16 protein-coding genes are annotated in these 12,425 nt (G+C 26.5%); all 16 read right to left on the bottom strand.

Annotation, left to right across the window (positions count from 1 at the left end; genetic code table 11):
* Nucleotides 1-120: 120 nt before the first annotated feature.
* The 16 genes from ispF to mnmG all read right to left on the bottom strand — a co-directional run bounded on the left by ispF (nucleotide 121) and on the right by mnmG (nucleotide 12,363).
* Nucleotides 121-597, bottom strand: coding sequence for a 2-C-methyl-D-erythritol 2,4-cyclodiphosphate synthase (ispF, locus tag L988_RS06920; protein WP_047382858.1), 477 nt, complete (start codon nucleotides 595-597; stop codon nucleotides 121-123).
* A 9-nt stretch (nucleotides 598-606) separates the two neighbouring features.
* Nucleotides 607-1,593 (bottom strand): D-glycero-beta-D-manno-heptose-7-phosphate kinase, encoded by a 987-nt coding sequence (rfaE1, locus tag L988_RS06915; protein ID WP_047382856.1) that lies wholly within the window; start codon nucleotides 1,591-1,593, stop codon nucleotides 607-609.
* A gap of 1 nt (nucleotide 1,594) precedes the next feature.
* The gene (locus L988_RS13275; protein WP_052191739.1) at nucleotides 1,595-3,151 is read right to left on the bottom strand and encodes a type II secretion system protein GspD; all 1,557 of its coding nucleotides are present in this window, start codon (nucleotides 3,149-3,151) and stop codon (nucleotides 1,595-1,597) included.
* Nucleotides 3,151-3,678 (bottom strand): hypothetical protein, encoded by a 528-nt coding sequence (locus tag L988_RS06905; RefSeq protein WP_047382854.1) that lies wholly within the window; start codon nucleotides 3,676-3,678, stop codon nucleotides 3,151-3,153. Before L988_RS06905 ends, L988_RS13275 begins: the two co-directional genes overlap by 1 nt.
* Before the next feature lie 80 nt (nucleotides 3,679-3,758).
* Entirely contained in the window at nucleotides 3,759-4,451 is a 693-nt protein-coding gene (locus tag L988_RS06900; RefSeq protein WP_047382852.1) for a hypothetical protein, read from the bottom strand.
* Entirely contained in the window at nucleotides 4,429-4,821 is a 393-nt protein-coding gene (locus tag L988_RS06895; protein ID WP_156110704.1) for a hypothetical protein, read from the bottom strand. Before L988_RS06895 ends, L988_RS06900 begins: the two co-directional genes overlap by 23 nt.
* Nucleotides 4,822-4,954: 133 nt before the next feature.
* Complete coding sequence (locus tag L988_RS06890) at nucleotides 4,955-5,473, bottom strand: prepilin-type N-terminal cleavage/methylation domain-containing protein (RefSeq protein WP_047382848.1); 519 nt, start codon at nucleotides 5,471-5,473, stop codon at nucleotides 4,955-4,957.
* A complete protein-coding gene (locus L988_RS06885) occupies nucleotides 5,454-5,789 on the bottom strand; it encodes a hypothetical protein (RefSeq protein ID WP_047382846.1) in 336 nt (111 codons plus the stop codon). Before L988_RS06885 ends, L988_RS06890 begins: the two co-directional genes overlap by 20 nt.
* Nucleotides 5,776-6,225, bottom strand: a complete 450-nt coding sequence (locus L988_RS06880; RefSeq protein ID WP_197053405.1) for a prepilin peptidase — start codon at nucleotides 6,223-6,225, stop codon at nucleotides 5,776-5,778. Before L988_RS06880 ends, L988_RS06885 begins: the two co-directional genes overlap by 14 nt.
* Entirely contained in the window at nucleotides 6,222-6,677 is a 456-nt protein-coding gene (locus L988_RS06875; protein WP_047382842.1) for a type II secretion system protein, read from the bottom strand. The genes L988_RS06880 and L988_RS06875 overlap by 4 nt, the downstream gene beginning before the upstream one ends.
* Nucleotides 6,678-6,688: 11 nt before the next feature.
* Nucleotides 6,689-7,711, bottom strand: a complete 1,023-nt coding sequence (locus tag L988_RS06870; RefSeq protein WP_047382841.1) for a type II secretion system F family protein — start codon at nucleotides 7,709-7,711, stop codon at nucleotides 6,689-6,691.
* Complete coding sequence (locus L988_RS06865) at nucleotides 7,708-8,853, bottom strand: GspE/PulE family protein (protein WP_052191738.1); 1,146 nt, start codon at nucleotides 8,851-8,853, stop codon at nucleotides 7,708-7,710. The genes L988_RS06870 and L988_RS06865 overlap by 4 nt, the downstream gene beginning before the upstream one ends.
* Nucleotides 8,854-9,003 (bottom strand): hypothetical protein, encoded by a 150-nt coding sequence (locus L988_RS13650; RefSeq protein ID WP_156110663.1) that lies wholly within the window; start codon nucleotides 9,001-9,003, stop codon nucleotides 8,854-8,856.
* Nucleotides 9,000-9,569, bottom strand: a complete 570-nt coding sequence (locus L988_RS06860; protein ID WP_047382839.1) for a hypothetical protein — start codon at nucleotides 9,567-9,569, stop codon at nucleotides 9,000-9,002. Before L988_RS06860 ends, L988_RS13650 begins: the two co-directional genes overlap by 4 nt.
* A 21-nt stretch (nucleotides 9,570-9,590) precedes the next feature.
* Nucleotides 9,591-10,406, bottom strand: coding sequence for a histidinol-phosphatase HisJ family protein (locus tag L988_RS06855; protein ID WP_047382837.1), 816 nt, complete (start codon nucleotides 10,404-10,406; stop codon nucleotides 9,591-9,593).
* 106 nt (nucleotides 10,407-10,512) lie between these two features.
* On the bottom strand, nucleotides 10,513-12,363 hold the full coding sequence (gene mnmG / locus L988_RS06850; protein WP_047382835.1) for a tRNA uridine-5-carboxymethylaminomethyl(34) synthesis enzyme MnmG: 1,851 nt from the start codon (nucleotides 12,361-12,363) through the stop codon (nucleotides 10,513-10,515).
* Between the last annotated feature and the right edge of the window lie 62 nt (nucleotides 12,364-12,425).

The raw sequence follows: 12,425 nt of genomic DNA, 5'->3' as shown, positions 1-12,425 counted from the left end.
CTTGAACCAGTGACCCCCTGCTTGTAAGGCAGGTGCTCTCCCAACTGAGCTATGCTTCCTTGAAGACAAAACTAGTATAGCACAATCTATTCATTAATGCAACTATTTTTTTATTATATTTTATTTTTTTTGTAAAAGAACTACACAATAAGATTTTATTCCATCTTCATTTCCTGTAAAGCCTAGTTTCTCTTCTGTCGTAGCTTTTATACTAACATTTGAAATATCTGTTTCTAAAACTAAAGCAACTCTTTCTCTCATTAAATCTAAATATGGTTTTAATTTAGGTTTTTGAGCAACAATTATACAATCTAAATTTACAATAGCATAACCTTTGCTTTTTACTATCTGAAAGACTCTTTCTAATAAAATCATACTATCAATATCTTTATACTCATTTGAAGTATCAGGAAAATGTTGACCGATATCTCCTAATGCTAAAGCACCTAACAATCCATCCATTATTGCATGTATTAAAACATCTCCATCAGAGTGACCCAATACACCTTTTAGGTGAGGTATCTCTACCCCACCTAAAACCAATCTTCTACCTTCTACTAATCTATGAACATCATACCCATTTCCAATTCTTAGCATAACTTTCACCTATTTCCACTCATTATAGATTCTATTGTAAAAATCTAAAATCTCTTCTTTTGTAACTGTTGATGTTCCCATTTTTCCTACAACAACTCCCGCTGCTGTATTTGCAATCTTTGCTGCTTCATGAAGTGTTACTCCCGCTGCACATGCTAAAGTAAATACAGATATTACTGTATCTCCTGCTCCTGTTACATCAAAAACTTCTTTTGCATATGTTGGAATATTTATTACATTCTCTTCATGGAAAAGACTCATTCCTTCTTCACTTCTTGTTAATAATAAGTTGTCTAATTGTAATTTTTCTTTAAGCTCTTTTCCTATTGCAAGCATATTATCAAAACTCTTTTTTCCTAGACACTCAACAGCTTCCTTTCTATTTGGAGTCATTGATGTAGCCCCAATATAGTTAAGTGCATTTTTAGGTTTTGGATCTACCGTTACAATTATCCCTTTTTCTCTACATAGCGTTATTATTTTTTTTACAACTCTTGGAGTTAAAACTCCTTTATCATAATCTGATAAAATTATTGCATCTAATCCATCTATTCTTTTTTCTATTTGTTCTAATAAGTTATTTTCCAAATTTTCAGGAATTGCTCTAGCATCTTCCCAATCCAATCTTAATAGCTGCTGTGTACCACTTATTATTCTTCTTTTTACTATTGTTGGTCTATCATTAGTTTTTACAATTCCTGATGTTTCTATTGACTTTGCTTCTAATTCTCTAACTAATCTTTCACCATCAAAATCCTCACCAATAACACCAAAACAAACAGCTTTTGCTCCTAATGTGGATAAGTTGTTAACTACATTTGCTGCTCCACCTAGCACAAATCTCTCTTTTTTTATTGATACTACTGGTACTGGTGCCTCTGGAGATATTCTATCTACTGATCCAATCAAATAATCATCTAGCATCATATCTCCAACTACTGCAACCTTTAAATTTTGAAAACTATTAAGTATCTCTTCTAATCTACTCTTTTCCATTTTAAATCTCCTCTATTACTTCAGCTTTTAATTTTATATATAAATCTGTATGTTCTAATCTACTCGACCTACTTTTAAATAAAACTCCAACAGCAGGAATATCTCCTAAAAAAGGAACTTTACTATTTATTTTTTGATCTATTTTCCTTTTTAATCCCCCAATTAAAATTACGTCATTATTTTTTATTCTAACTTTTGTTTGTAGCTGCCTTGAAATTTTAGAACCACCTTCTGAATTAAATGTTCCTGAATTCTCATCATTTGGCTTTAATGATTTTTTCAATTTAAAATCACTAGCCTCTAAGTCTAAATCTAGATAAACACTGTTATCTTCCTTTATAGATGGCAATACTTTCAATATTATACCAGCTTCTTTAAATATCGGTTTATAATTAATTGTATCGTTATTTGTGTTTTCCTCTTTGTCTTCACCAACAATTACTTCTTCGGTCATTTTTAGTGTTCCTGTCTCACCATTTAATAGTATAATCGAAGGTAATGCATTCACCGTTAAGTCCTGTGTCGTTTCTAATAGATTTAAAGTTAAATCTAAAACATCTTTTCCACTATTAAATTTACTCACAAAATTAATTGAACTTCCCATAATTTCACCAACACCGTCAACTCCTGTCGAAACTAATGTTTGAAGATAAACTCCACTATTTTTATCAGACAATCTACCTTGACTATCGTAAGCCCAATTAAATCCTAAATCTTCAAATAAATTTTCCTTTACATCTATAATTTCTGCAGTAACCCTAACTTGTTTTTTTCTTTTATCCAATTGATTTATTAATTTTTTAGCTGTGTAAACCGCTTCTCCATTACCAAAAATTATAATTGAGTTATTTCCTGGACTTGTTGAAACTTTCAACTTCTCATCAAAAGTCTCTTTTAAAATCTTTTCAATCTCTTTATGATTTAGATTTTCTAATAAAATATGTTCTATTATATCATCTTTTTTAATTTTTTGTTCCCTTTCTTCAACGATATTTTTTACAGATTTATAATTTTTTTTCTCAATATAAAAATCAAATCTATTAATACCTTCTTTTATATCTAAAAAATCTCCTTCGTATACATAATCGTTTGATAAAATCGATATAAAATATGTTCCTCTACTTAAACTATCTAACAAATACTCTCCATACTCACCAGATATAGCTTCTAAAGCCTCTCTTCTTTTCAAGAGAACTGTAACCCCTTTTACCTCTCTATTTGTATTTATATCATAAACTTTACCAACTAACATATCTTTATCTTCAGATTTTCTTCCTCTAAAAATAAAAGTATTACCACTCTTTACTCTTGTTAAACCATAGGTTTTTTCAACAGTTACTAAGATTTCTTCAATTGAAGTTCCTTTTTTAAAAAAAACATCCACAGTTATATCTTTTATATAAGAATCACCTATCAAAGTATATTTTGAATACTTTGATAAATGAGCAAATAAATCTGTAATTGGAATATCTTTTAAATCCAATTCTTTTGGATAATTCTCCATCGAAAAAATACTAAAACATATTAAAAAAAATAATATACCACTTTTAATCACCATTATAACATTCTCCTTTTTCCTTGAATATTTCTACTTCTAAACTTTTTAAAAGTGTCTCTATTATAATAATCATAGTCTATTTTATTTTTTTTATTATTGATTATATACATAATATTCGATTTTAAATACAACTTATCTCCATCTATTTCTATTAAAATTGAATTCATATTGAATTTTATAAATTTTTTTGAATTCTCCAAGTCATAAATAAAATTATAAATTTCAAATTCGTTTCCACGAATTTGAAAATAAACCTCTCCATATGTCTCACTATTTTTTTCTATTACCTCTCGACCTATCATTTCTAAATCTAAATTATTTTCTTCTATTAAATTATTTATAAAATTAAAAACATCTTCTGTTCCATTAAAAATAAAATAACTAAAGTTTTCTTTTTCTTTTTTTAAATCCATTTCATTCATTTTTTTATTGTATTCTTTAAACAAAATCTCTTTTTCTAAAATTATATTTTTTAAATTATTTTGAGTTACAGCTAAAACCTGTTTTTCATCAATTAATATTTTCAATTTTAAACCTTGATTTATAAAAATTAAAAATAAACTCAAAATTATTAATAAATAGATAAATATTTTTTTATCTAATTTTCCTACTCTTGATCTAATTCTATCAAAAAATATAGTTCTTCCCCCTCTTTTTTTATAAAATCAAATTTTGACTCTTTTATCTTTTCATATCCAGAAATAAATTTTTTTAATTTTGACAGATTACTCATATTTCTTCCAAATCCAGATATTAAAATTTTTTTATCTAAAAATTGTATTTTTTCATAATTTACTCCAGATATTCTTGAAACTTCGGATAGAAATACTAAAAAGTTATTTAAATCACTTTTCTGAAAAACATTAACTTTGTTCTCTTCATTTGGTATAATCTTTATCCTTTCATCAAATGAAGATATTATTTTTCGACTATTTACATTCTCTTTTCTTAATTCGAAAACTTGTTTTTCTAAAGATGAAACTTTAAAAAAAATTATACATAAAAAAAATAATTCTAATATTACTACTAATATTAATAACATTTTAATTTTTTTTGAAACTTTACAAGATTCTTTTAATGTCCATCCAACTTCTTTTATAACTTTTTTTATTTCAAAAACTATCTCTTCATCTAAAGAAAACGAGATTCTTAAGATAATATTTTCTGGAGCATCATAAATAAGTAATAACTCTTTAACTTCAAATGGAATCTCTTCATATTCTTTGAAAAGAGCTTGATTTATTATTTCACCATCTTCAAGAACTTTTATTCCTCTATCATTTATTTCTAACGTTTTCATACTTTACTCTTGCCTCAATCCTATCAACCCCTCTTTTATAGCTGTTGTAAAAATCGCCGTCGTATCTTAAATATTCATAATTAATTTTTACAATAATCTCTATCAATTTATTTTCTATCCAAATCTCTTTCAATAATGTTATATCTAAAATATTATCTGTACCCAAATTTAACTCAACTTTTCCTGTTATTTCACTATTATTTCGTATCACTTTATATCTCTTATATCCACTTTTTGATATTTTATTTGGTTCTATCCAAATTAAATCATGGTCTTCAAAATATTCTATAATATCTCTATAAATATCTTTTTTTATGCTTTCATTACCTTTGCTAAGTTCATACTCTGCTATTATGCTTATATTCTCCATCTCCCAATAGTCATCATTTGAGCGCTTTAAAGCTTGAAACTCATCTATTTCAGATTTATAAAAAAATAAAAAGAAAGAGAAAGACCACATTAAAATAGAGATTAATAATAAAACTAAGGGTAAAATAACACCCTTATCTCTTGAGTTCTTTCTTATATTCTTGACTAAAATAAAATCCCTCCACATTTGCTCCATATTCTTTTAAATAAAATCTTATTTTCACTTTACTTAAAATAGTATCTCCCCCCTCTATCTTTCGAATCTCGTTTTGAGTATTTTTTAAACCATAGTATGATTTTATTAAATTACTTGTTTGATAATATATCTCAATTTCTGTTTCATCTTGATAAGCAATATACTTTTCTATTAATAACATATTTCCTTCTTTTAAGCTTTCTCTTGAATAATCAATTACTTTTGGCATATTTGAATATTGATAAATCTTATAAGTATATGATTCATACATCGAATTCTGAATTTTATTGAAAATAATTTCACTGTTCATTTTTTCTTGAATTTTTTTAAAAACTCTTTTATTTTCTATATTTATATGCCTTATATAAATATAGAACGTTTGCAAAATAACTGTAATTATAAACAAAACTACAATCATCTCTACTAGAGTAGTCCCTTTATTTTTGTTTATATACATATAAAATACTCTCTCTCTTTAAATACTTCTTATAAATAATTATTTCAAATTTATAAAGCTCCTCATATATAATTTTCTTTTTTATATCAATTATTATTTCTTTATCTTCAGATAAATAATCTATATCTATATTGTTCCATTTATAAAAAGACCTAACTTTTTCAATTTCATTTTCTAAAATTTTATAATCTTCTAAAAAATTAAGATTTCTTTTTAAATATATGATTCCAGAAAATATTGGATTGATAACTAATAAGATTATAACCAGTGAAATTAATATCTCTATATATGTTGATCCTCTTTTAGAATTTGTCATATAGCTCACCATATTTTAATATTATGTATGAAAAAATTAAAAAAGGTCCAAAAGCTATCTCTTTTTCTAAAGTTTTAAAAAATACATACTTAATAACTATATAGATTAGCGCTGAAATAAAACTTATGTTTATAAACAATAATATATTTATAAAATTTTGAAATTTCAATAACATCCCTATTGAAATCATCAACTTAATATCCCCTAACCCTATGCACTCTTTTTTAAAGAAATCGCTACCATAAGTATATAAAAATATAAATGGTAACGTATAAAGAGCACTTCCTATAACTCGTTCTCTCAAATCACCATAAAAAAATCCAAAGTAAATACCTATACAAAGAAGTGCTATATTACTTTTATTCAATATTATTTTCTCTTTGAAATCTCTAAATATTATTTCAAATAAAATAAATATCTCTAATATATGAATCAAATATCCTCCCATTTTTCTCCTCGAATATTATATTCTTGTTTTGAATCTTTAGGAGTTAAGATAAAATGTGTGTTTCCTGTGTCTAAATTAACTTTTACTTCTCCACCATAAGTTATCTCTCCGTCTGGTGTTGACTTACTTCCTCCTATTTCAAGTAAAAGATCATCTCCATCTCCTGGTTTTGGGACTTTATTTTTTCCAATATAATTTTCTAAATTTTCCAATACTTCAGACATATTAGTTATTCCAGTACTCGGCCATGGATAAGAACCTTTTTCTAAATAGTAAGTCTCTGATGCAACACGCAAATTTTGAAGAGTATTAATAGCTTTTGAATCTTTTGCCATAGCAAGATAATCCCTCACCTTAGGCACAATAAAGCTACTTAAGATTCCAATAACTCCTAAAACTAAGATAATCTCAATAACACTAAACCCTTCTCTTCTTTTCATTAACCCTCCTTCTAAACATTTAAAATATCGTCTATATTTAAAATTGGTAAATATAAACCAACAACAAAAACACTTATTATTATTCCTATTATCAATAATAAAAATGGTTCTACTAATTTTAAAATCATTTTCAATCTTTTATTTAACTCCTCCTCTCTCACTAAAGCAATCTCTTTTAATATCAAAATTACGTTTCCACTCTCTTCTCCAACTCTAACCATATCAATCTCTTCTAAAGAAAAAAAACCTAATCTTTTAAAACAATTAGAAAGAAGATCACCTTTTTTTATATTTTTTAAAATATATATTTTATTTTTTAAAAATCCAGATTCTAAATTCTCTAAAATTATATCAATACCTTTGTCTATAGAAATACCCGATTCTAAAAGAGTTGATAAGTTATCTAAAATACTTATCATATATTTTTCAATTAAAAATTTTTTAACTATAGGAATTTTATATAATGTTTTTTTCATAACTTTCGATTTTAAGCAAAAAAAAACTACACAAATATAAATTAAAATTGTGTAGGGATATTTTGATAATATATTTTTAATTTTTAAGATAAATCTTGTTATTAATGGGAGCTCATTTGGATTTAATGAATAAACAGTCTCAAAATTTGGGACTATAAAATAAAATATTAAAAGAATTATTATTGTCGATATAACTAAAATAAAAATAGGATATGATAGTGCTATTTTTATTTCGTTTTTTAATCTCTCTTTTTTCTCTTTCATTTGTGCTATTTTTAAAAAACCATCTCCCATTTTTCCTATATTTTCAGAGACATAAATAATCAGAAGTTCCCTCTCTTTTATAAGTTCTTCGTCCTTTAATATAAAATAGATATTTTCTCCTTTTTGCAATCTTCTATCCAGATTCAAAATTCTAGATTTTAATAATTTATTTTTTGAACTATTTTTTTGAAATTCAATTGCTTTTTTTAAAGGAATTCCAGCATTTAACAACCTTCCTATCCTTAAATATAGATTTTGAAGCTCCTTATCTTTAATTTTTCTTTTTAAAATCATACAAAACACTCTCTTAATATTTCTTCTTTTGTTGTTATTTTTTCTGATACCTTTGAATATCCGTTTTCTAAAAGATTTTTAAATCCTTCCTCTCTCAAATAATCCTCTAGCTCTTTTGTTGTTCCGTTAAGTATAAAATCTCTTATCTGTTTATTAAAAAAAATTATTTCTTCAACAGCTTCTCTTCCCTTAAATCCTTCATTACAACACTCCCTATTTTTTTCACCTCCACAATAACCACATAGTTTTCTAACTAATCTTTGACTTTCAATCGCTGTTATTGCTGTAGCTATAATAAATCGATCTATTCCAAAATTTATCAATCTATCTATAGCTGATAATGAATCTATCGTATGTAGAGTACTGACAACTAAATGTCCTGTTAAAGAAGCCATTAAAGCAATCTCTGCTGTTTCTTTATCTCTTATCTCTCCAACTAAAATTATATCTGGATCTTGTCTTAAAACACTTCTTAATATCGTTGAAAAATCTAATCCAATCTCACTTTTACACTGAATTTGATTTATTTCTGTTAGTTGATATTCTATTGGGTCTTCAATTGTTACTATATTCAAATTTTCATTTTGTAAATAATTAACAATAGAGTAAAGTGTCGTTGTCTTTCCACTTCCTGTAGGCCCACAAAAAAGTAATAATCCACTCTTTTTTTTCAATAAATCTTTCAATCTAATCAAGTTATTAGATGAAAAACCTAAATTATCTATCGAAAGATCTGATATATTATTTTTTAATAACCTAACTACAACACGTTCTCCAAAAATCGTTGGTGTTAGTGAGACTCTAAAATCTATTTTCTCATCTTTAAATTGTCCTTTAAATCTCCCATCTTGTGGTAATCTTTTTTCCCCTATATCAAGCTCACTCATCAATTTTATTTTGGTTATTAATCTTACACCTAAACTTTTGCTTATCTCAGTATATTTTCTCAAATGTCCATCTATTCTAACTCTTATTTTAATAAAACCCTCTTTTGATTCTATATGAATATCCGAAACTCTTTCTTTCAAGCTATAAAAAATAAGTTCATTTAAAATTTCTGTTATATCTTCTTTGTTATATTTTAAATCTTTCAACTCTTTTATTTCAAAAACATCTCTTTTAAAATATATATCTTCTTGCATTTAAACCCCTCTTTGAATTTTTAGAATTTGAAGGTTCACTTTTTTTTCTGAATTTGAAACTTTAACATATTTTTTCAAATGACCTCTTTCAGTTTCAACTTTTATTAAAACAACAGTTATTAAAAAAAATGCATATATCTTATACCTCAATATATCTCCTCCTCTTTCCAACCAACTCTTTCTTCGCCTTCTGTGGAGTAATGATATTGTATTATATTCTCGTATGTCACTCCTTTTACGTTCATATTTAAATATGTATTTATTTTTAAAATTTTTTCTCTTTGAAAGGTATAAAATGCTAACCTATTTTCTACTTGGTCTCTATAACCAAAAATATAAAGAGTAAAAGCTTTACTTAAATTTCCTGTAATTGTTGTTTCTACATTAAACTTTGGATTTCTAGATCGATTATATGGTATTTCATAATTTAACTTTTTTGATAAAAATAGTTTTTCCACTAAAAAATTATTTCTTTTTATCCTTACTTCCTTTTCTAAAAAATCCAACTCAATTAAATATTTCTCTTTTAAATAAAGCGACTTCATAGAATATTTTGAAAATGTAATTTGCAAAAGTCTTCTATCTTTTTCAAGATCAAATTTTTCATTGATTTTAATAATTTTTACAAATAAAAAAGAGCTAACAATAAAAATAATAGTAACAACCACTATTGTTTCTAAAAAAGTTAGCCCTTTGTTTTTTGTATTTTTGTTCATAATCACCTTCTTTTAAAGAAATTATTTTATTTTTTTAAAAGATACATCTAGCTGATCAAAAGATGATATATATTTTACTCCTATGCTTTCTAAGAAATCATAAGCTCTTTTAAAATCTTTTCCTAAGTCTGATGCTTTATGTGAATCTGAACCTATAGTTATAATCTCTCCACCTAATTCAAAATAACGTTTTATTATATTATCACATGGGTAAAATCTATTTTCATTATATCTTATTCCCGAAGTATTTATTTCAATTCCTTTTCCCTTTGAAATTAGTTTTTTTAAAATAGTGTCAATAAGGTCCTGATACCTTATATAATCTATAAATCCTTTTTTGTCAAGTCCTCCATATCTTGTAATAAAATCAAGATGTCCTTGAACACTAAATTGGTTGAAGTTTTCCACGCTTTTTAATATTTCAAAAAAATATTTGTCATGAGCTTCATCTCTTGTTTTATCGCTCCAAAATTCTTTTTGATCAACTAAAAGTCTATCCACAGTATGAACAGATGAAATTATAAAATCAAATGGATATCTCTTTATGATTTCATCTCCAATCTCCCCTAAATGCTTTTGTATTCCAAACTCCATACCTAATTTTATATCTAAGTCATTTTTATAAAACTCTTTTAATTTTAAAATTGTAGGAACATACTCATCTAAATTTAAATAAAAATTTGAATCATTCGATACTGTTTTTATATCTAAATCCATATGATCAGTTATTGCAATCTCTTTAATTCCTAATTCAATAGCTCTTTTACAGATTTTATCTAAGTCCTCAACACTATCTCCAGAAAAACTACTATGTATATGATAATCACTTATAATCAACTTTGTCCTCCTCGATATTTTATTACAAATATAAGTATAACAAAAAAAACTGTAATTACAAGTTTATTTAACTTTGTATTTACAGTTTTTATTTTTGTTCGTAGTACTATTTTTTTAATGTTGCTAATAGAAGTGCGATATCGTTTCCTGTAACACCACTTATTCTAGACGCTTCTCCTATAGATAAAGGCTTTATCTCTTTCATTCCGGCCCTAGCTATATTAGATATTCCAACAACAGTGTCGAAATCAAAATCTTCAGCTATACTTAAAGCCTCTAATCTTTTAAATCTTTCAATCTGCTCTCTTTCTCTTTCAATAAATACTTCATATTTTATCATTGTTTCTATCTGATTTTTAACAAACTCTGGATATTCAGGAATATCTAAAAGATGTGCTAAATCATCGTATGAAACCTCTTTAAATTTTAAAAGTTCACTAGCTTGAACTCCTTTTGTTAGTCTTTGCTCAGTTCCCTTTTTTTCTAATATTTCATTAGCATCTTTCATCGGAACTTTTGTTTCTTTTATTCTTTCAATTTCAGAGTAAACATCTGCTCTACATTTTTTTAAGAACTCTATTTTTTCTTTAGGTACTATTCCTATCTCTTCAGCTTTATCTAAGAGCCTCATAAAGCCATTATCAAATCTCAGAGTTAATCTATATTCAGATCTTGATGGAAGCACTCTATAAGGCTCTGGAGTCTTTTTATGAATGATATCATCAACTAATACTCCTATATATCCTTCACTTCTATCAAATATCACTGCAGCTTTATTTAAAGTTTTTCTAGCTGCATTAACCCCTGCTATGAATCCTTGAGTAGCTGCCTCTTCATATCCAGAAGTACCATTTATCTGCCCACCAAAATATAATCCTTTTATTTTCTTACTTTCTAAACTTGGATAAAGTTGTGAAGCTGGAGCATAGTCATATTCTACAGCATATCCATATCTCATTATTTTAGCATTTTCCAACCCTTTTATTGATTTTAACATTGCATCTTGAGCAAATGGAGGCATTGCTGTTGTAAGACCATTTACATAAAGTTCATTCGATTCACTAGATTCTAACTCTAAGAAAATTTGATGATCAAATTTATCTGGGAAATTTAAAACTTTTCTATCTAATGAAGGACAATGTCTTGGTCCATGAGTTTCAATTATCCCTGAAACTATCGGAGAATACTTTAACATCTCTTTTGTTACATTCAATGTTTCTTCTGATGTATGTGTTAACCATGTTGGAACAACGTTATTTCTCTCTTTCTCTGTATAGATTGAGAAATATCTAGGGTGTTCTTCTCCATATAGAGGTTTCATTACAGAAAAATCTACTGTTCTTTTATCTATTCTTGGAGGTGTTGCTGTTTGGTATCTTTCAAGTAATATTCCATTTTTTTCTAAACTTTCTGATAATTTCTCTGCAGAATTTTCTCCCATTCTACCCGCAGGATATTTAACATCACCAATAACAATTCTACCTTTTAAAAATGTCCCTGTTGCTAAAACTACAGTTTCAGAATAATAATCTATTCCCAAAGCAGTTCTAACACCTTTTATAACTCCATCCTCAACTAAAATTTCATCGACACTATCTTGCATGATTTCTAAATTTTCAGTTGCTTCTAATAGTGTTTTCATTTTTGTTCTATATAAAAATTTATCTGCTTGACCTCTTGTTATTCTTGCAGCAGGTCCTTTACTTGTATTTAAGTGCTTTAATTGAAGATTATATTGATCAGTATGTCTTCCCATCTCTCCACCTAACACATCTATCTCAGCAACTAAGTTACTCTTTCCAGGACCTCCTATAGAAGGATTACAAGACATCATTCCTATATTATCTAACGATAAAGTAAATAATAGTGTATTTCTATTCAATCTAGCACTTGCTAAAGCTGCTTCAACCCCAGCATGTCCTCCACCTACAACAATTACATCATACTTAAAACTCATACTATTTCTCCTTTTATTTTTGTCCATATACATAAATAAATGTCAAAAAAATTATAGCCACA

It is taken from the genome of Cetobacterium sp. ZWU0022, assembly GCF_000800875.1.
GTDB lineage: Bacteria > Fusobacteriota > Fusobacteriia > Fusobacteriales > Fusobacteriaceae > Cetobacterium_A.
Note: the sequence above shows the minus strand (reverse complement) of the source record. Positions and strands in the feature narration are given on the sequence as shown.

What these genes read in the sequence shown, in the direction of transcription:
- L988_RS06865 (WP_052191738.1), bottom strand. Translation starts at nt 8,853, where the DNA reads ATGCAAGAAGATATATATTTTAAAAGAGATGTTTTTGAAATAAAAGAG.
- rfaE1 (WP_047382856.1), bottom strand. Translation starts at nt 1,593, where the DNA reads ATGGAAAAGAGTAGATTAGAAGAGATACTTAATAGTTTTCAAAATTTA.
- L988_RS06870 (WP_047382841.1), bottom strand. Translation starts at nt 7,711, where the DNA reads ATGATTTTAAAAAGAAAAATTAAAGATAAGGAGCTTCAAAATCTATAT.
- L988_RS13275 (WP_052191739.1), bottom strand. Translation starts at nt 3,151, where the DNA reads ATGGTGATTAAAAGTGGTATATTATTTTTTTTAATATGTTTTAGTATT.
- L988_RS06895 (WP_156110704.1), bottom strand. Translation starts at nt 4,821, where the DNA reads ATGGAGAATATAAGCATAATAGCAGAGTATGAACTTAGCAAAGGTAAT.
- L988_RS06900 (WP_047382852.1), bottom strand. Translation starts at nt 4,451, where the DNA reads ATGAAAACGTTAGAAATAAATGATAGAGGAATAAAAGTTCTTGAAGAT.
- L988_RS06860 (WP_047382839.1), bottom strand. Translation starts at nt 9,569, where the DNA reads ATGAACAAAAATACAAAAAACAAAGGGCTAACTTTTTTAGAAACAATA.
- L988_RS06885 (WP_047382846.1), bottom strand. Translation starts at nt 5,789, where the DNA reads ATGACAAATTCTAAAAGAGGATCAACATATATAGAGATATTAATTTCA.
- L988_RS06875 (WP_047382842.1), bottom strand. Translation starts at nt 6,677, where the DNA reads ATGAAAAGAAGAGAAGGGTTTAGTGTTATTGAGATTATCTTAGTTTTA.
- ispF (WP_047382858.1), bottom strand. Translation starts at nt 597, where the DNA reads ATGCTAAGAATTGGAAATGGGTATGATGTTCATAGATTAGTAGAAGGT.
- L988_RS06890 (WP_047382848.1), bottom strand. Translation starts at nt 5,473, where the DNA reads ATGTATATAAACAAAAATAAAGGGACTACTCTAGTAGAGATGATTGTA.
- mnmG (WP_047382835.1), bottom strand. Translation starts at nt 12,363, where the DNA reads ATGAGTTTTAAGTATGATGTAATTGTTGTAGGTGGAGGACATGCTGGG.